We start from the raw sequence: 17698 nt of genomic DNA on the forward strand, positions 1-17698 counted from the left end.
GCCTTGCAACGCACGCGCTGTCAATGCGGGAATCCGCCTCGGCACTGCACGCTTCCCGACCTACCGGACGGTATGCAGCGCTCGCATCTGCCGAGGCCCCAGAGCATAGGCGAGAAGGATGAATTTTTGATGTACATCGTGGCCATTGGCTGGCTCTACGTGGCGCTGATGATGGCGATCACCGAGCACAACGTGGTGGCAGGCGTTGCCACCTTCCTGATGTATGGCATGGCGCCGGTGGCGCTGGTGCTCTACATCATGGGCACGCCCGGCCGCCGCCGACGCAAGGCTGAAGCCGAGCGCGCGCAGGCGGCCAGGGGCAAGGACGAGTGAGGCAGCGGCGGGCTCAGTCCGCCAGCCAGACCAGGCTGGCCATGCGGCCGGTCACGCCATCGCGCCGATAGGAGTAGAAGCGACCGGCGTCGGCCACGGTGCAGGCGTCGCCGCCGTAGACCTCGGTACAGCCGGCGCGCGCCAGGCGCGTGCGCGCCAGCGCATAGATGTCGGCAAGGTACTTGCCCGGGGCACCAGGGCGGAAGGCTGCGGCAACCGCGACCTGTTCATCGGCGCGTGCCTGGGCCAGGAAGGCATCGCGCACTTCGGCACCCACCTCGAACGCATCGGGGCCGATGGCCGGGCCCAGCCATGCCAGCCAGCGCGCGGCACCGGCAGCGGCCTGCATCCGTGACAGCGTGGCTTCGATCACGCCGCTGCACAGGCCGCGCCAGCCCGCATGCGCGGCGCCCACCACCGTCCCCTGCGCATCGCATAGCAGCACCGGCAGGCAATCCGCCGTCATCACGGCGCAGACTTGGCCGGGTACCACCGCCAGGCTCGCGTCGGCCTGGGGCACGGGCGCGCCCGGGGCCGCCACATGGTCGACCGTGGCGACCGCGCAGCCATGCACCTGCTCCAGCCATTGCGGCATCGACGGCAGGCAGGCGGCCAGCCGCGCGCGGTTGCGCGCCACGTCGGCGGCGTCGTCGCCAACGTGGGTGCCCAGGTTCAGGCCGCCGGGGGCGCCGCCGGCAAGCCCGTACGGGCCCTTGCTGACACCGCCCTGGCGCGTGGTTGACAACGCGCGCACACGCGCCGGCGCGGGCCAGTCAGGGACCAGCCAGGCGCGATCAGGCGCTGCGCTCATCGTCATCGTCGTCCTCGTCATCACCAGCGTATTCCCAGTGGGCCTCGCCGCCTTCCCAGACTTCGTCCCAGCCTTCTTCATCCTCGTCGGCCTGCGCGCTTTCAAAATCCAGCGCATCGATCAGCGCCTGCAGGTCTTGCGGCGGCTGCGCGGTCCACGACATGCGCTTGCCGGTGGCCGGATGCACCAGGCCGAGCTGGTACGCATGCAGCGCCTGGCGCTCATACGGCACCGGCAGCGGTGCGCGGACCGCCGGGCGCTGCCCGCGCTGCGTGGCGCGGAAGTAGGCCGGGTCGCCCACCAGCGGGTGGCCGATCGACTCGAAATGCACGCGGATCTGGTGCGTGCGGCCGGTCTCCAGCTTGCACATCACCATCGACACGAAGCCCCGCCCCAGCGGCACCGTGGCCAGCGTGCGGAAATGCGTGCGCGACGGCTTGCCGCTGGCGGTATGCACGACCGCCATGCGCGTGCGCTCGCGCGGGTCGCGGCCGATGGGCGCGTCGATGGTGCCCTCGTCATAGGTGCGGCCCCACACCAGCGCGATATAGGTGCGCTTGACCGTGCGCGCCTGCAGCTGGCGCACCAGGTCGGTCTGCGCGGTCAGCGAGCGCGCCACCACCATCAGGCCGGAGGTTTCCTTGTCGAGCCGGTGCACGATGCCCGCGCGCGGCAGCAACGCTGCGCCGGGGTCGCGGTGCAGCAACCCGTTGAGCACGGTGCCGCTCCAGTTACCGGCAGCCGGATGCACCACCAGCCCGGCGGGCTTGTTGATCACCAGCAGGGTGTCGTCTTCATAGACCACGTCCAGCGGCACGTCCTCGGGCGAGAAAGCGGACGATTCCGGTGCGGCCTGCGGCTGGATTTCGATGCGGTTGCCCATCTGCACGGCGTCGCGCGGACGGCGCACGTGGCCGTCGACACGCACCGCGCCGCTTTCGATCCACTGCTGCAGGCGGCTGCGTGAAAACTCGCTGAAGTGACGCGCGAGCAATTTATCGAGCCGCTCGCCATGCGAGGCGCTGTCCACCTCCAGCGACAGGGTCACGGCCGGCTCGGCAGCCGCCGCGCCGCCGGGCGGCACCTCGGCAAGGTCTTCAAATTCCTCTGGATGGGCCTCGAAATCGGCCACGGACGCGGCTGCGCGCACCCGTTCTGGTGGAAGTCCTCCCACGCCAGCTCCTGCTTCGGGGTTGGGCTGGGGGCTTGGGCTATAATGCTTGACGCTATTTTTCTTCATCCGGGATACGATTGCCCATGCAATTGCAGAGCATGAAACGCGCGCGCTGGCGCACGACAATTGGAGCGGTTCTGCTCGCAGGCGGCTGCGTCATGCTGTCTGCATGCGGCCTGCTGGCGGACCAACCCGACGAGACCGCAGGCTGGTCGGCCAACAAATTATATTCGGAAGCCAAGGATGCGCTGGATGGCGGCGACTACACGCGTGCCGTCAAGCTGTATGAAAAGCTCGAAGGCCGCTATCCGTTTGGGCGCTATGCACAGCAGGCCCAGATCGATACCGCCTACGCAAACTACAAGGATGGTGAAACGGCAGCAGCCCTGGCCGCGGTGGACCGCTTCATCCAGCTGCACCCGAACCATCCCAATATCGATTACGCCTACTACCTCAAGGGCCTGATCAACTTCAACGACAACCTGGGCTGGCTGGGCCGCTTCTCGGGCCAGGACCTGAGCGAGCGCGACCCCAAGGCCGCGCGCGCCGCCTATGACGCGTTCAATACGCTGATCACGCGCTACCCGGAAAGCAAGTACACCCCCGACGCCACGCTGCGCATGCAGTACATCGTCAACTCGCTGGCCCAGCACGAAGTGCACGCCGCGCGCTACTACTACCGGCGCGGCGCATACCTCGCCGCCGTCAACCGCGCCCAGCAGGCGCTGAAGGACTATGACGGCGCTCCGGCCAACGAAGAAGCGCTGTACATCATGGTCCGTTCATATGACGCGATGGGAATGAAGGACCTGCGCGACGACACCGCACGCGTGATGGAGCGCAATTTCCCGGACAGCGATTTCATCAAGTACGGCGCGCGCCGCAAGGACAAGTCCTGGTGGGAAGTGTTCTGACGCCGGCTGGCCAGAGGCCATAAAAAAACGGGACGTATCCTCCGATACGTCCCGTTTTTCTTTTTCCGGCACCTGTGCGATCAGTCCGCTGCCGCGGCCTCCTTGCCAGGACCGCGCAGCGACTCCAGGAACCGCACCACCGTCGCCGCCTCACGCGTGCGCGTGAACGGCGGCAGGCTTTGCCAGATCTGACGGCCATAGGGCTTCTCGACCAGCCGCGTATCGAAGATCGCCAGCACGCCGCGGTCCGATTCCGAGCGGATCAGCCGCCCTGCCCCCTGCTTGAGCGTGATCACCGCATGCGGCAGCTGGTGCACGGCAAACGGGCTCAGGCCCTTCTTCTGCAGCACTTCCATGCGCGCGGCCAGCACCGGGTCGTCGGGCGGCGCGAACGGCAGCTTGTCGATGATCACCAGCGACAGCGCCTCGCCGCGCACATCCACGCCCTCCCAGAAGCTCTGGCTTCCGACCAGCACCGCGTTGCCCAGCTCGCGGAAGCGGTCCAGCAATTCGGTGCGGCTGGCCTGGCCCTGCACCAGCAGCGGCAGGTTCAGGCCGCGCTCGGCAAACGCGTCATAAAGCAGGTCCGAGGCACGCTGCACGGCGCGCAGCGTGGTGCACAGCAGGAAGGTGCGTCCGCCGGCGGCCTCGATCAGCGGCAATGCCGCCTGCACCACCGCGTCGGTGAACTGCGGCGACTGCGGCTGCGGCATATCGCGCGGCACGTAGAGCAGCCCCTGCTTCGCGTAATCGAACGGGCTGGGCAGCGTCAGCGAGCGGTCCTTGTCGAGCCCCAGCTGCGCCGCGTAGTGGGTGAAATTCCCCTTCACCGACAGCGTCGCCGAGGTGAAAACCCAGGCGCGCGGCTGGCCGTCGCGCTGGCGCGTGAAGATCGGCGCGATCGACAGCGGCGTGCGGTGCAACTGCACAGTATGCGAGAACACCTCGACCCAGCGCACGGTTTCAGGGCCGGCAGGCAGCGCCGGCGCGGCTTCGCCGTCGCCCTCGGTCGGCTGCGGTGCCGGCGCGGGCGCGGCATCGGCGCGCCACGCGGCCAGCTTGTTGGCCAGCTCCAGCGCGCGGCGGTGGCATTGCTGCAGCGATTCGGCACGCTCGGCCTGGCTTTCGAGCATCTCGACGAAGTCTGACAGGGCTTCGTCCAGCGCATCGAGCGTTTCGTTGAAAGGCTCGGCGATACGGCGGTCGGCCTCGATCTGGCCCAGCGCCAGCCGCGCATTGTCCTTGCTGAAGGCCAGGCGCAGGTCGCGCGCGGCGCGCTCCAGCGGCGCGGCCAGCGCAACCCAGTCCACCGCATCGCGCGCGTGCGACAGGCCTTCGGCCACGGTATCGCGGGCGATTTCCAGCAGCTGGCTGGTGGACAGCGTCTCGCCGAAGAACAGCGTGGCGGTCTCGGGCAGCTGGTGGGCTTCGTCGAAGATCACGGTGTTGGCGGCCGGCAGCAGTTCCGCCATGCCGGTGTCGCGCAGCACCACGTCGGCAAAGAACAGGTGATGGTTGACCACCACCACGTCGGCCTGCTGCGCTTCCTTGCGCGCGCGCATCACAAAGCATTCCTTGTAATGCGGGCATTCCGATCCCAGGCAGTTGTCGCGCGTGGAGGTCACCATCTGCCATACCGGCGCGTTCTCGGGAACGGACGCCAGCTCGGCCTTGTCGCCGGTGGAGGTTTCCTTGATGAAGCGGCCGATGTCGCGCAGCCACGCCGCATCCTGGCGCGACGCCAGGCGGCCGTTGGCCTGAGCGCGTTCCAGGTGGTAGTGGCAGACGTAGTTGGCGCGGCCCTTGAGCAGCGCCACCGAGACCGGCACGTTCAGCGCATGGCGCACCGTGGGGATGTCGCGCAGGAAGAGCTGGTCCTGCAGGTTCTTGGTGCCGGTCGACAGGATCACCTTGCCGCCCCACAGCATCGCCGGCACCAGGTAGGCGTAGGTCTTGCCGGTGCCGGTGCCCGCTTCGACGATGACGGAATCGTTCTGCACGATCGCGTCGGCGACGGCCTCGGCCATCTTGTGCTGCGAGGCGCGCGGCCGGTAGCCGGGAATCGCCTGGGCCAGCGTGCCGGTATCGGCAAAGATGGTGGCCAGTTCCGCGCCGCGGCTGGCGCCGTCGTCGGCGGGCGCGGCAGGCGCGGGCGACCCGGCGTCGGTCAGGCTGACGGCTTCGGACGGCTCAGGAGAATCTGGAAGATCGGACAAGGCAGGGGGAGATGTTGTATGGGCCGCCGGACAGCGCCGGCGGCGATCGGCAAGCCTGGCGCGAATGCGCTCAGGCCGGCACGTCGGGTTCGAGCTGCAGCTGCAGCAGCGTGATGGCGTCCTTCAGCTTGAGGCGGCGCTTCTTCAGCCGGCGCAGCTGCAGTTCGTCATGGACGGCATCGTTGGCAAGGCGGTCGATCAGGAAATCCAGGTCGCGGTGCTCGATCTGCAACTCCATGATGCGCCGCTCCAGGGTATTCAGGTTGCTGTCCATCTATGCCTCCGCTGCGCAGTCACGGTGCCGGACCTCAAAAGCCGAACGGGCGCGGCGCCGATGCCTGCCCCTGTTGCTCCTTCGCCTTGGCGCGGCGCTCTTCCAGCTCCTTCTGGCGCCGTTCGAGGTCGCGCTGCTTGGCCTCGTATGCCTTGACATTCTCCTGCCGCTGGCGGGCCTGCTCGGCGCCCTTCTGCTGGGCCTCCTGCATGCGGGCATCGAAGTCAGACTGCTTCTTTTCGTACGCCTGCGCATTGGCGGCACGCTGCGGCGCCTCGCCCTGGCGCTGCGCCTCGCGCAGCTGCTGTTCCTGCTGCTTCTTCTGGAAGGCCTCGCGGCTGGACTGCTCGCTGGCCGAGCGCTTCGGCTGGCTGGCCTCGAACTCGGCGCGGCGCAGCGCCTGTTCGCGGTCGCGCTCGGCGGCGCGGTAGGCGCGTTCGGCCTCGCCTACCTCCAGTTCGCGCTTGCGCAGCACCTGCAGCTCCTCGCGCTGGACTTCCTTGGCGCTGTTGATGCAGTGGTTGACAAAGAACTTGCCGTAGCACTCGCGCTCGGCGGCCGCAAAGCGGTAGTTGGTCCAGGCGCGCGAATCCTCGACGGCCTTGCGTTCGGCGGCAAAGTCGCGCTGGCCGTTGGCGGCGGGTGGCGCCGCGGGCGCGGAAGTCTGGGCGCGCGCCTCGCGCAGCGGCATCAGCACGGCGCATGCAGCCACGGCCAGTGCAGCCAGGCGGCCGAAGCGGAACAGGGAAGTTTCAGGCACGTTGGCGAAGGTTGGCATGGCCAGGATGGTGGCCTTGGCGGCGGCCGGGCGGGACTTGACGGTCATGACCGGATTCTAGCATCCGGGCCGGGCACCGGCCTGCCCTGCCGGGCCGTTGCGGACGTGCGCGGGACGCCGCCCGCCCCGCACCCGCTGCGCGCCCTGGCGAATCCCTTGCGCGCTTGTGGCAAAATGCCCCGCTTTCGACTGACTGCGTTTCTCGCCGCGCTCTCCGATGTCCAACCTGCCCGCATCCGTCTCGCAAAAGATCGTCTCGCTCATCGCGGCTGAACTGTCCGTGCAGCCCCGCCAGGTGGCCGCGGCCGTGGCGCTGCTCGACGAAGGCGCCACCGTGCCCTTCATCGCCCGCTACCGCAAGGAAGTGACCGGCAACCTCGATGACACGCAGCTGCGCAACCTGGAAGAGCGCCTGCTGTACCTGCGCGACATGGAAGACCGCCGCGCTGCCATCCTCGCGTCGATCCAGGAGCAAGGCAAGCTGACGCCCGAGCTGCAGGCCGCCATCGAGGCCGCCGAAACCAAGCAGGCGCTCGAAGACCTCTACCTTCCCTACAAGCCCAAGCGCCGCACCCGCGCCCAGATCGCGCGCGAATGCGGGCTGGAGCCGCTGGCGCTGGCACTGCTGGCCGATCCCACGCTGGATCCGCAGGCCGAGGCCGCCAGGTACGTCAACGGCAACCCGACCGCCGACGGCGGCGTGCCTGACGTCAAGGCCGCGCTGGACGGCGCGCGCGACATCCTGTCCGAGCAGTTCGGCGAGACTGCGGAACTGCTGGGCAAGCTGCGCGAGCACCTGTGGACCAACGGCGTGGTGTCCTCCACCGTGATGGAAGGCAAGGAAACCGCCGAGGAAGAGAAGTTCCGCGACTACTACGCCTACAGCGAGACCATCCGCACGGTGCCGTCGCACCGCGCGCTGGCGCTGTTCCGCGGCCGCAACGCGGGCGTGCTGATGGTCAAGCTGGGCCTGGGCGAGGAACAGGACGCGATGGTGCCGCACCCGTGCGAAGGCATGATCGCGCGCCATGTCGGCATCCAGCAGTTGGGCCGCCCGGCCGACAAGTGGCTGGGCGACGTATGCCGCTGGTGCTGGCGCGTCAAGGTGCAGCCCCACCTGGAAACCGAACTGCTGACACAGCTGCGCGAAACTGCGGAGAACGAAGCCATCAAGGTGTTCGGCCGCAACCTGCATGAGCTGCTGCTGGCCGCGCCGGCCGGGCCCAAGTCGGTGATGGGCGTCGACCCGGGCATCCGCACCGGCTGCAAGATCGCCGTGGTGGACAGCACCGGCAAGCTGCTGGACACCGCCACCATCTACCCGCACGAGCCGCGCCGCGACTGGAACGGCTCGCTCGCCACGCTGGCGCGCCTGGCAAGGCAGCACAATGTGGCGCTGGTGTCGATCGGCAACGGCACCGCCAGCCGCGAAACCGACAAGCTGGTGCAGGACCTGATGAAGCAGATGCCCGAGCTGAAGCTGACCAAGATCGTGGTCAGCGAGGCCGGCGCTTCGGTGTATTCGGCGTCGGAACTGGCCGCCAAGGAATTCCCGGACCTGGACGTGTCGTTGCGCGGCGCGGTGTCGATTGCCCGCCGGCTGCAGGATCCGCTGGCCGAACTGGTCAAGATCGATCCCAAGTCGATCGGCGTGGGCCAGTACCAGCATGACGTCAACCAGCGCGAGCTGGCGCGGGCGCTGGACGCCGTGGTCGAAGACTGCGTCAACGCCGTGGGCGTGGACGTCAATACCGCCTCGGCGCCGCTGCTGGCGCGCGTGTCGGGCCTGAACACGGTGCTGGCGCGCAATATCGTCGAGTTCCGCGACGCCAATGGCGCCTTCCCCAACCGTAACGCGCTGAAGCAGGTGCCGCGCCTGGGCGACAAGACCTTCGAGCAGGCCGCCGGCTTCCTGCGCATCAACGACGGCGACAATCCGCTGGACCGCTCCTCGGTGCACCCGGAAGCGTATCCGGTGGTGCAGCGCATCCTGGAACACGTCAAGAAGGGCCTGCGCGACGTGATGGGCAACCGCGACGCGCTGCGCGGGCTGTCGCCGACGCAGTTCACCGACGACTCCTTCGGCCTGCCGACCGTGCGCGACATCCTGTCCGAGCTGGAAAAGCCGGGCCGTGACCCGCGCCCCGAGTTCAAGACCGCAACCTTCCAGGAAGGCGTGGAAGACGTGAAGGACCTGCAGCCCGGCATGGTGCTGGAAGGCGTGGTCACCAACGTGGCAGCCTTCGGTGCGTTTGTCGATATCGGCGTGCACCAGGACGGCCTGGTCCACATCTCGGCACTGTCCAGCAAGTTCGTCAAGGACGCGCATGAGGTGGTCAAGGCCGGCCAGATCGTCAAGGTCAAGGTGATGGAGGTCGACGTCAAGCGCAACCGCATCGGCCTGTCGATGCGCCTGGACGACGAGCCAGGCCAGGCCGCGGCGCGTGCCGGCGGCGACCGTGGTGACCGCGGCGGCCAACGCAACGGCGGCGGCAAGGGCTTCAACGGCGGCCGCCGCGAGGCGGAACCGGCCAGCGCCATGGCCGCGGCCTTCGCCAAGCTCAAGCGCTAGCCCGCAAGCCGATGGCATGACGCCCCGCACGGGCGACCGTGCGGGGCGTCGTCGTTTTCAGCCGCCGTGCGCGATCCGAACGGCCAGGCCCTTGCCGGCGCCATCGGTGCGGTTGGCGAACGCAATCTCCAGCCCATGCAGCCGCGCCACGCGCTGCGCGATCGAAATGCCGAGGCCGTGGCCCTGCTCGCGCTGCCCCGATCCGCCACGGAAGAAGCGATCGCCCAGCCGCGCCAGCACGTCAGGCGCGACGCCCGGGCCCTGGTCGAGCACCGTGACGCTGTCGGGCCGGAAATCGATGGTCACCAGCGCGCCCGGCGGGCTGTAGCGGATGGCGTTGTCGAGCAGGTTGCGCAGCAGCAGCGACAGCAGGTTGGCGTCACCCGCCACCGGCAATGGCGCCTGCCCTTCCGGGGGCCACTCCAGCTCGACGTCGACCTGCTTCCGCTGCGCCAGAGCCAGGCAGTCCGACAGCGCCTGCTGCGCCACCGGGATCCAGTTGACCGGCTGGCGTGACGGCAGGCCGGCAGCATCTTCCAGCCGGCTCAGCGTCAGCAGCTGCGACACCAGCCGGCTGATGCGGTCGATGCCGGTGGCCACGTTGGCGCGTGCCTGCGCGCGCTCGGCGTCATCGGCCGAACGCTCGGCGATTTCCCACTGCGCCTTCAGCGCGGCCAACGGCGTGCGCATCTCATGGGCAGCATCGGCGGTGAGGCGCCGTTCATGCTCGATCGAATCCGACACGCGCGCCAGCAGGCGGTTCATGGCGTGCACCAGCGGCACCAGTTCGCCCGGCACTGCCTGCAGGCTGAGCGGCCGGCGGTCTTGGGGGGCGCGGCCTTCAATATCGGTCGACAACGCGCGCACCGGCGCCATCGCGCGCCGCATGAACCAGATCAACAGGCCGATCAGCACCGGCAGGCCTGCGGCCCACGGCAGCACCTGCGCGGCGATATAGGACAGGATCAGCTCATTGCGCTCGGCCAGTTGCTGGCCCACGCAGACGCGCCAGCCCGTGTCGGGATCATCGAGGTAGTAAAGCCGCCAGGACTGCTTGTCGATGGTGACGTCGGTAAAGCCCTTCACTCCTGGCGCACGCGGCAGCAGGTCGCCCTCGGGATCGATATGCAAGGGCTTGCCGTCCGGCAGCCAGGCGGCGATGGCGAGATCGCCCAGGCCCGCATCGCCCTGGTCGCCCTCGACCAGCTCTGGCAGCCGGGTGCGCGACGGCGCCGCGGCGACATCCACCAGCGGCACCACCGAATGCATCTGCAGCGCCATGCGCACCATGTCGGTGTCATAGAGTTCATTGATCTCGTGCCGGGCGCGCACGTAGGTCATGCCGATGGTCAGCAGCCACACCACCGGCGCGGCGATCAGCACCGCAAGGATGAGCCGGCGCTGCAACGTCATGTGCAATCCTCGGCCGCGCCCAGCGTGTAGCCGGCGCCGCGGAAGGTGCGCACGATCTTCGGATGGATCTTGCGGCGCAGGTGGTGGATATGGACTTCCAGCGCGTTGCTTTCAACGCCGCCCTGCCAGTCGTAGAGCTTGTCGCGCAGGAAGTCGCGCGTCAGCAGCCGGTTGGGGTGCGCCAGCAGCAGCTCCAGCAGCATGGCTTCGCGGCTGGTCAGCTCCAGGGGCTTGCCCTGCCAGTACGCCTGGCGCGCGGCCGGATGGAATTCCAGCGCGCCGTGCTTCCACACTGGAGACGACAGGCCCGCGGCGCGGCGGGTCACGGCACGCAGCCGGGCCGCCAGCTCATCGAGCGCGATCGGCTTGACCAGGTAGTCGTCGGCACCGGCGTCAAGGCCGCCGATGCGGCTGTCGATCGCATCGCGCGCGGTCAGCACGATCACCGGGATGCGGCTGCCGCGCGCACGCCAGCGCGCGAGCAGCGACATGCCGTCTTCCCCTGGCAGGCCCAGGTCCAGCACCACGGCATCGTAGTGGACCACGCCGAGCGCATGGTCGGCTTCGGTGCCGGTGCTGAACCAGTCGACCGCATAGTCGAGCAGCTGCAGGCCGCGCCGCAGCCCGTCACCCAGCATCGGGGCGTCTTCAACAATAAGGATTCTCATTTTCTCGGGTGACCCGGACGTATCACGGTATTGTGCGCGCCCCGCCTTAATGTGCCATTAAGGTTCGCGAACTATCCTGCGCTCACTTTGCAGGCGCCCCGCTGTTCAACGCGGCGCGGGCCGCCAGCGTGGACATGGCCTTGCCGCCGAGCGCCTGCACGCCGCCACGCGCGCCACCACCCACCCTTCCCTTTCACGCCGAGCCGTTTGCGCATCATGCACCGTTCCGACCGCCTCGCCGCCGAGCCTGGGCTCATCAGCGCCCGGCCCGCCGCGCCGTGGCATGCCACGCGGCTGGCGGGCGTGCCCGCGGTGACGCTCGGGCTGGTGGTGCTGGCGTTCGCGCTGCTTTGGTTCGGCACGCTGGGCGTGCGCCACCTGCTCGGGCCCGACGAGGGCCGCTATGCCGAGATCGCCCGCGAGATGCTGAGCACGGGCGACTGGGTCACGATCCGCTACAACGGGCTGAAGTACTTCGAGAAGCCGCCGTTCCATATGTGGGCCACGGCGGTGTCGTACGCGCTGTTCGGCATCGGCGACTGGCAGGCGCGGCTGTGCGTGGCGCTGGCCGGCATCGCCGGGCTGGGAATATCGATGCTGGCCGCGGCGCGCTGGTTCGGCGCGCGTGCGGGCTTGCTGGCCGGACTGGTGCTGGCAAGCGCGCCCATGTGGAACCTCGCCGCGCACTTCAATACGCTGGACATGACGCTGTCCGGCAGCATGGCCTGCGTGCTCGCGTGCATGCTGCTGGCCCAGCATCCGCACGCCACGGCGCCGGCACGCCGCCGCTGGATGCTGGCGTGCTGGGCGGCCATGGGCGTGGCGGTGCTGACCAAGGGGCTGGTCGGGCTGGCGCTGCCGGGACTGGTGCTGGTGGTGTACACCTGCGTGACGCGCGACCTCGCACGGTGGCGCCGCCTGCATGCGCCGGCCGGCATCGCCCTGATGCTGCTGGTGGCGATGCCTTGGTACTGGCTGGTGGCGCGGCGCAATCCGGAATTCCTGCGCTTTTTCTTTATCCACGAGCACTGGCAGCGATACACCTCGACCGTGCATGCGCGCAAGGGCGGGCTGTGGTACTTCGTGCCGCTGCTGGTGGGCGGCTTCCTGCCGTGGCTCGGGCTGGTTCCCGGCATGGTCCGCGCGGTCGGGCAGCGTACCGGCGTGGTTGCCGCGGGTGGGTCCAGGCCGTTCCAGCCTGCGCTGATGGCAGGGCTGTGGGCGGTGTCGATCTTCGTGTTCTTCAGCCTGTCGGGCTCGAAGCTGCCCGGCTACATCCTGCCGCTGTTTCCCGCACTGGCGATCCTGGCGGGCGCAGCGCTGGCGCGGACCGGTGACCAACCCTGGCGCAGGCAGCTGTGCGCCATGCTGGCGGTGGGCGCGATCGGCCTGCTGGCAAGCCCGGTCGTGGCCACGCTGGATTCCAACAACACCCCCAACGCGCTGTACCGCGCGTATGCCGCATGGGTGGCGCTGGCATTCGCGCTGGTGATTACCAGCGCCGCCATCGGGCTGTGGCTGCTGCGGCGGCATGGCCGCCTGGCCAGCATCACGGCCTATGCATTCGGCATGCTGCTGGCATTCTCCACCGCATTGCTGGGCCATGAAGCGATCGGCCGCTCCGCCTCGGGCATCGACATGGTGGCGCCGATCGAACGCGTGCTGCGCCCCGGCATGCCGCTCTACGGCGTCGGCATGCTCGACCATACCCTGCCCTTCTACCTGCGCCATCCGCTCACCATGGTGGCGCAGGCCGACGAGCTCGCGTTCGGCGCCGGACAGGAGCCGCAGAAGTGGCTGCCGACCCTCGATGCCTTCGTCGATGCCTGGCAGCATGGCCCGCGTGCCATCGCGCTGCTCTCGCCGCAGGCATTCTCTGAACTGAGCGCGCGCGTGCCGATGCATGTCGTCGCGCGCGACTGGCGGCGCGTGGCCGTCGCCAACTTCCCCCTCGCCGGCGCGCGCTAGCCGCGCCGGCGCCTCCCGATTTCCCCTGCCATTCGTCAAATCCAATGCAAGGCAAGAAAGTACTGATCCTCGGCGTCAACGGCTTTATCGGCCATCACCTGACGCGCCGCATCCTGGAAACCACGCCGTGGGAGGTCTACGGCATGGACATGTCGTCGGACCGTCTCGGCGACCTCGTCGACCACCCGCGCATGCACTTCTTCGAGGGTGACATCACCATCAACAAGGAGTGGATCGAGTACAACATCCGCAAGTGCGATGTGGTGCTGCCGCTGGTGGCCATCGCCACCCCGGCCACCTACGTGCGCCAGCCGCTGCGCGTGTTCGAGCTGGACTTCGAGGCCAACCTGCCGATCGTGCGCGCCGCGGTCAAGTACGGCAAGCACCTGGTGTTCCCGTCGACCTCCGAGGTCTACGGCATGTGCAGCGATGAAGAGTTCGACCCCGAGGCCTCGCCGCTGGTCTACGGCCCGATCAACAAGCCGCGCTGGATCTATGCCTGCTCCAAGCAGCTGATGGACCGCGTGATCCACGCCTACGGCATGGAGCAAGGCCTGAACTACACCCTGTTCCGTCCATTCAACTGGATTGGCGCGGGGCTGGATTCGATCTTCGAATCGAAGGAAGGCTCGTCGCGCGTGGTGACGCAGTTCCTCGGCCATATCGTGCGCGGCGAGCCGATCAAGCTGGTCGACGGCGGCGCCCAGCAGCGCGCCTTTGCCGATATCGCCGACGGCATCGACGCGCTGATGCGCATCATCGCGAATCCAAACGGCGTGGCCAGCGGCAAGATCTACAACATCGGCAACCCGGGCAATATCCACTCGGTGCGCGAGCTGGCCGAGATGATGCTGAAGATGGCGGCGGACTATCCGGAATACGCGGAGGAAGCGCGCAAGACGCAGATCATCGAGACCTCCTCGGGCGACTTCTACGGCAAGGGCTACCAGGACGTGCAGCACCGCGTGCCGAAGATCGGCAACACCGTCGACGAGCTGGGGTGGGAACCGAGGATAGGGATGGAGGCGTCGCTGCGGCGGATCTTCGAGGCGTATCGCACGCACGTGACGGAGGCAAGGACGTTGGTGAACCAGGGATGAGTTTCGACACGTGTCGCAGGCCCGAGGCACTTGCCTGACCGTGAGTGCTCCCTCTCCCGCAAGCGGGAGAGGGAGCACTCACGCAGCGTGCCCAAGCACCAGGCACGCGCGCAGCCTCAGCCGGCCGACACCTCGATCCGCCGCGGCCTCGCTTCTTCCCTGCGCGGGATCGTAAGCTTCAGCACGCCGTCCTGCAGGTTGGCTTCGATACGCGAAGCGTCGAGATCCGGGCTGAGCGTAAACGTCCGCGCATAGCGAGGCTGCCGAATCTCGGCAAGCTGCACGCGCAGGCTCGCGGGCGTCGGCACGACGGCTTCGCCTTCGATGCGCAGGCTGCTGTCGTGCACGTTGACCTCGAGGTTCTCGCGCGGCACGCCGGGCAAATCCGCCCACAGCGTGACCCCGGCGGGAGTCTCGTAGATATCGACCGCGGGCACCAGCGTCATGGCCTGGGTTTCCGCGCGGCGTTGCGCGACAGCGCCCTGGTCACCCTGGCCGCTTGTGTTCTGGTCGCGCTGGACGACCTGGTTCGAATCGCTCATGGCTTTCTCCTCACGTTAGCTGACGGTGATCGCGCGCGGACGCGACGCTTCGCGCTTGCCTACGCTGATCGACAGGCAGCCGTTGGTATAGCGTGCCTGCACCTTGTCGGGATCAGCCGACTGCGGCAATTCGATCACGCGGCGGAAGCTGCCGAAGAAGCGCTCCTGCGCATAGGGCCGCACCTCGGCTGCGCCTTCCGGCTGCACCTGGGCACGCTCGCCGCTGATGGTCAGCAGGCCCTTGTCGATCGATACCTCGAGCTGGTCCGTCTTGATGCCGGGTGCGAATACCACGATCTCGATCGAGTCATCGGTCGTGCCGATATTCAGCGGAGGGAACCCCCCGAAACGCCCGGAGCGCAGGCTGGTTGGAAACCCGCCGAAGAGATTCGCCATCTGCCGTTGCATCCGGTCGAATTCACTGAACGGGTCGGTCCCGAAAAAGAAGTCACTCATGGTTAGATCCTCCTTCTATGCAGCGGGGAGGCGCAGGACCCTGATGTAGTGCACCTGGTCTCCTGCCAGGCCGCTGCAAACCAACGGAAAACACGCAGTGCCGCGTTGCCGCGACGACTGGGCAATCCATAATTAGTGCTGTCCCGCGCGGATTTCAAGGGGGGCGGATAGCGGGAAAATCGGACGCTGGCAGGTATCGGCCGCGTCACAGCCATCGGTTCGGGATTTCAGGCGCCAGCGCGGTCGAAGCCGGCCTTGCGCGCCAGCACGATCGCCTGCGCGCGGTTTTCCACTTCCAGCTTGGCGAAGATGCTGGTGATGTGGTTGCGCACGGTCTTCTCGCACAGGTCCAGGTGCGCGGCGATCTGGGCGTTGTCGCGGCCCTGCGCGATCAGTTCGACGATATCGCGCTCGCGCCGGGTCAGTGCACTGAAGGCGGGATCTCGCACCGGTTCCGTGGCCGGCAGGAAGGCGCGCACCTCGTCCAGCCAGCGCAGCCATGCGGGCTCGGTTTCCAGCAACAGGTGATTGCCGCTTTCCAGCGGCACGAAGCGCGCGCCGGGAATCTCGCTGGCGATCAGGCGTCCTTCGTCGAACGGCACACGCGCATCGCGCACCGCGTGCAGCACCAGTGTCGGGCACGATACCCGCGGCAGCAGCTTCACCACGTCGATCTCATTGAAGACGCGCATGAAGCGTGCGGCATTCAGCGGCGAGGTAGAGACCCGCTCAAGCTCGTTGAACCATGCATGCTGCTCGGCCGTGCCGCCGGGGATGAACTGGGTGGTAAAGAACTGGCGGAAGGCCGGATTCTCCTGGCCCCAGCCAAGCTCGGCGAGCTTGTTCATCAGCTCGGCCTCTTCCAGCAGACGCTGGCTCAGGTTGTCGCGCTTCAGGCGCCCGCGCGCGTAACCGCCGTGCAGCACCAGGTGGCTGACCCGTTCGGGATGCGCGACCGCGTAGGCGACGGCAATCGATGCGCCCTGCGAGATACCGAGCAGCGGAAAATGGTTGACCCCGGTGGCGTCGACGATGGTCTCCAGGTCGCGCAGCCAAGCATCGAAGGACAGGTCCTCGATCTCCCGGTCAGAGAGCCCGCAGCCGCGTTCGTCATAGCGGATCAGCGTATGCGTGGCGGACAGCGCCGTGATCATGTGGCTCCACACCGGGCTGCCCACGTCGAACTCCAGGTGGCTCATCCAGTTGGCCGCCTTGACCAGCGGCGCACCGCAGCCCGTGATGGCGTACGCAAGGCGAACGCCATCACGGCTGGTGCACAGGCGGAGCTGCTGCTTGAACATCGGCATGTCGGGGCCGCGCGGCACTGGGACGGCCGGCCGGCAGCCGCGGGCCGCGGCCGCCATGCGGGCGCACCGCGTGACTTCCCTAGCTTAGGCAAAGGATGGGCGGCGCAAAAGCGCCGTCGATCGCTCAGGACAGGCATTCCCCGCTGCCGCGTGCATCGCTGCGCGCGCCGTCGCTGAAACCATCGCGGGAACTGGTTCGCGCCCCCTCGGTAAAGGTATCAAAGCGTCCCATGCGCGCGCCATCCGTGTAAGGATCAGGCTTGCGCATCGCATCCCGGTTCGGATCAAAGCCACGGACCACGCACACTGACATGCTGCCGCGCGCCACCACGGGCCGCATCGCGGCCTCGGCGGCGGGACTGCGCGCGCCCTCCGTGAAGGCGTCGCGCTGCGCGTTGTGGCGCGGCGCGGCAGCGGCCAGTGCTTCGCCATAGGCACCCGCGTGGGCGGCATGACTGAAGCCGGCGGCGAGTGCGGCAGTGGCAAGCAGGGTCTTGGCAAGATTCTTATGCATTGCTATCTCCAACAGGGATGCCGGCGGCATTGCCGCGACGGCACTCCTCATGCAGGCGATCGGCTACGAAACGGCACGGGCCGCACGGGATCGCCTCGACCGTGCCAGCCGTTGCCTGGCGCAAGCCGCTGCCATCCCATCATGGGGCTGCGGCGCAGCGCCTGACTCCTGGATCAGTGGTATGCGGATGCGGGGAAGCGGCCGCCCTGCCTCAGTGCAGCCATGCGAGCATCGCGAACAGCGGTGCCAGCGACGGCAGCAGCCGCGCCGGACTGTGCCCGAGTGCCGCCAGGCACGCCGACCCGCGGTCGGCGGCCAGCAGCACCGCGGCGTGCCAGGCAACCGGATCCGTTGCCTGGCGTCCGCGCAGGGAGCGCGCCAGCGACAACGCGCGTCCCAGCTCGCGCGCCGGCGTGCCGTGATCGTGATTCAGCTCACGCAGTGAGGCGAGGCACGATTCCCAGTTCGCATGTGAATGACAGAGGACGTAGAGCAGCAGGAGCGCCGGCAGCAGCGATGGCAGCCACGGCGGCAACGCCCGTTGCAGTCGACGGATGCGACGGGTACCGTCGGCATGCCGGCTGGACTGGCGAGACCACTGCTGCAACGCGCACATGGCACAGGCTCCTTCTGGAAGGGACCGCCATGAAGGCGGTCA

Annotated in this window: 17 protein-coding genes; 5 read left to right on the forward strand and 12 right to left on the reverse strand. The window is 68.1% G+C overall.

The features are described 5' to 3' along the window. The first annotated feature begins 129 nt into the window (after positions 1 to 129). Positions 130 to 333, forward strand: a complete 204-nt coding sequence (locus I6H87_RS18850) for a hypothetical protein (RefSeq protein WP_010810134.1) — start codon at positions 130 to 132, stop codon at positions 331 to 333. Between the two features lie 13 nt (positions 334 to 346). Here the strand turns inward: I6H87_RS18850 and pgeF are convergent, their stop codons facing one another. Beyond that, on the reverse strand, positions 347 to 1144 hold the full coding sequence (pgeF, locus tag I6H87_RS18855) for a peptidoglycan editing factor PgeF (RefSeq protein ID WP_041687280.1): 798 nt from the start codon (positions 1142 to 1144) through the stop codon (positions 347 to 349). Beyond that, the gene (locus tag I6H87_RS18860) at positions 1128 to 2384 is read right to left on the reverse strand and encodes an RluA family pseudouridine synthase (RefSeq protein WP_041687278.1); all 1257 of its coding nucleotides are present in this window, start codon (positions 2382 to 2384) and stop codon (positions 1128 to 1130) included. The genes pgeF and I6H87_RS18860 overlap by 17 nt, the downstream gene beginning before the upstream one ends. A gap of 17 nt (positions 2385 to 2401) precedes the next feature. Here I6H87_RS18860 and I6H87_RS18865 point away from each other — a divergent pair, with 17 nt between their 5' ends. Beyond that, positions 2402 to 3232, forward strand: coding sequence for an outer membrane protein assembly factor BamD (locus I6H87_RS18865; protein ID WP_011615082.1), 831 nt, complete (start codon positions 2402 to 2404; stop codon positions 3230 to 3232). A gap of 80 nt (positions 3233 to 3312) precedes the next feature. On the opposite strand, the gene I6H87_RS18870 is transcribed toward I6H87_RS18865, so the two are convergent. The 3 genes from I6H87_RS18870 to I6H87_RS18880 form a co-directional block, all read right to left on the reverse strand. Next, positions 3313 to 5448: a DNA repair helicase YoaA gene (locus I6H87_RS18870; protein ID WP_010810138.1), complete on the reverse strand. Its 2136-nt coding sequence runs from the start codon at positions 5446 to 5448 to the stop codon at positions 3313 to 3315. 70 nt (positions 5449 to 5518) lie between these two features. After that, positions 5519 to 5722 carry a DUF465 domain-containing protein gene (locus I6H87_RS18875; RefSeq protein WP_010810139.1) on the reverse strand — a complete coding sequence of 68 codons (204 nt, stop codon included), beginning with the start codon at positions 5720 to 5722 and terminating at the stop codon, positions 5519 to 5521. A 34-nt stretch (positions 5723 to 5756) separates the two neighbouring features. Next, positions 5757 to 6548 carry a hypothetical protein gene (locus I6H87_RS18880; protein ID WP_011615081.1) on the reverse strand — a complete coding sequence of 264 codons (792 nt, stop codon included), beginning with the start codon at positions 6546 to 6548 and terminating at the stop codon, positions 5757 to 5759. A 169-nt stretch (positions 6549 to 6717) separates the two neighbouring features. Between I6H87_RS18880 and I6H87_RS18885 the strand changes: the two genes are divergently transcribed. Then, positions 6718 to 9072 (forward strand): Tex family protein, encoded by a 2355-nt coding sequence (locus I6H87_RS18885; RefSeq protein ID WP_011615080.1) that lies wholly within the window; start codon positions 6718 to 6720, stop codon positions 9070 to 9072. A 57-nt stretch (positions 9073 to 9129) separates the two neighbouring features. On the opposite strand, the gene I6H87_RS18890 is transcribed toward I6H87_RS18885, so the two are convergent. Together I6H87_RS18890 and I6H87_RS18895 are read right to left on the reverse strand one after the other, a co-directional pair. Further along, positions 9130 to 10485 (reverse strand): ATP-binding protein, encoded by a 1356-nt coding sequence (locus I6H87_RS18890; protein WP_010810142.1) that lies wholly within the window; start codon positions 10483 to 10485, stop codon positions 9130 to 9132. Continuing rightward, positions 10482 to 11153, reverse strand: coding sequence for a response regulator (locus tag I6H87_RS18895; RefSeq protein ID WP_011615079.1), 672 nt, complete (start codon positions 11151 to 11153; stop codon positions 10482 to 10484). The genes I6H87_RS18890 and I6H87_RS18895 overlap by 4 nt, the downstream gene beginning before the upstream one ends. Positions 11154 to 11369: 216 nt before the next feature. On the opposite strand from I6H87_RS18895, the gene I6H87_RS18900 reads away from it, so the two are divergent. Together I6H87_RS18900 and I6H87_RS18905 are read left to right on the forward strand one after the other, a co-directional pair. Then, positions 11370 to 13121, forward strand: a complete 1752-nt coding sequence (locus I6H87_RS18900; protein WP_011615078.1) for an ArnT family glycosyltransferase — start codon at positions 11370 to 11372, stop codon at positions 13119 to 13121. A 44-nt stretch (positions 13122 to 13165) separates the two neighbouring features. Then, positions 13166 to 14221, forward strand: coding sequence for a bifunctional UDP-4-keto-pentose/UDP-xylose synthase (locus tag I6H87_RS18905; RefSeq protein WP_011615077.1), 1056 nt, complete (start codon positions 13166 to 13168; stop codon positions 14219 to 14221). 116 nt (positions 14222 to 14337) lie between these two features. Here I6H87_RS18905 and I6H87_RS18910 read toward each other — a convergent pair whose 3' ends face one another. From I6H87_RS18910 to I6H87_RS18930, 5 genes are all read right to left on the reverse strand, one after another. After that, positions 14338 to 14763 carry an Hsp20/alpha crystallin family protein gene (locus tag I6H87_RS18910; protein WP_011615076.1) on the reverse strand — a complete coding sequence of 142 codons (426 nt, stop codon included), beginning with the start codon at positions 14761 to 14763 and terminating at the stop codon, positions 14338 to 14340. A gap of 15 nt (positions 14764 to 14778) precedes the next feature. After that, positions 14779 to 15219, reverse strand: coding sequence for an Hsp20/alpha crystallin family protein (locus tag I6H87_RS18915; RefSeq protein ID WP_011615075.1), 441 nt, complete (start codon positions 15217 to 15219; stop codon positions 14779 to 14781). Positions 15220 to 15446: 227 nt separating this feature from the next. Then, on the reverse strand, positions 15447 to 16583 hold the full coding sequence (locus I6H87_RS18920; protein WP_011615074.1) for an alpha/beta fold hydrolase: 1137 nt from the start codon (positions 16581 to 16583) through the stop codon (positions 15447 to 15449). A 67-nt stretch (positions 16584 to 16650) separates the two neighbouring features. Continuing rightward, positions 16651 to 17040, reverse strand: coding sequence for a hypothetical protein (locus tag I6H87_RS18925; RefSeq protein WP_011615073.1), 390 nt, complete (start codon positions 17038 to 17040; stop codon positions 16651 to 16653). Positions 17041 to 17251: 211 nt separating this feature from the next. After that, a complete protein-coding gene (locus tag I6H87_RS18930) occupies positions 17252 to 17656 on the reverse strand; it encodes a hypothetical protein (RefSeq protein ID WP_011615072.1) in 405 nt (134 codons plus the stop codon). Between the last annotated feature and the right edge of the window lie 42 nt (positions 17657 to 17698).

It is taken from the genome of Cupriavidus necator (assembly GCF_016127575.1).
Lineage (GTDB): Bacteria > Pseudomonadota > Gammaproteobacteria > Burkholderiales > Burkholderiaceae > Cupriavidus > Cupriavidus necator_D.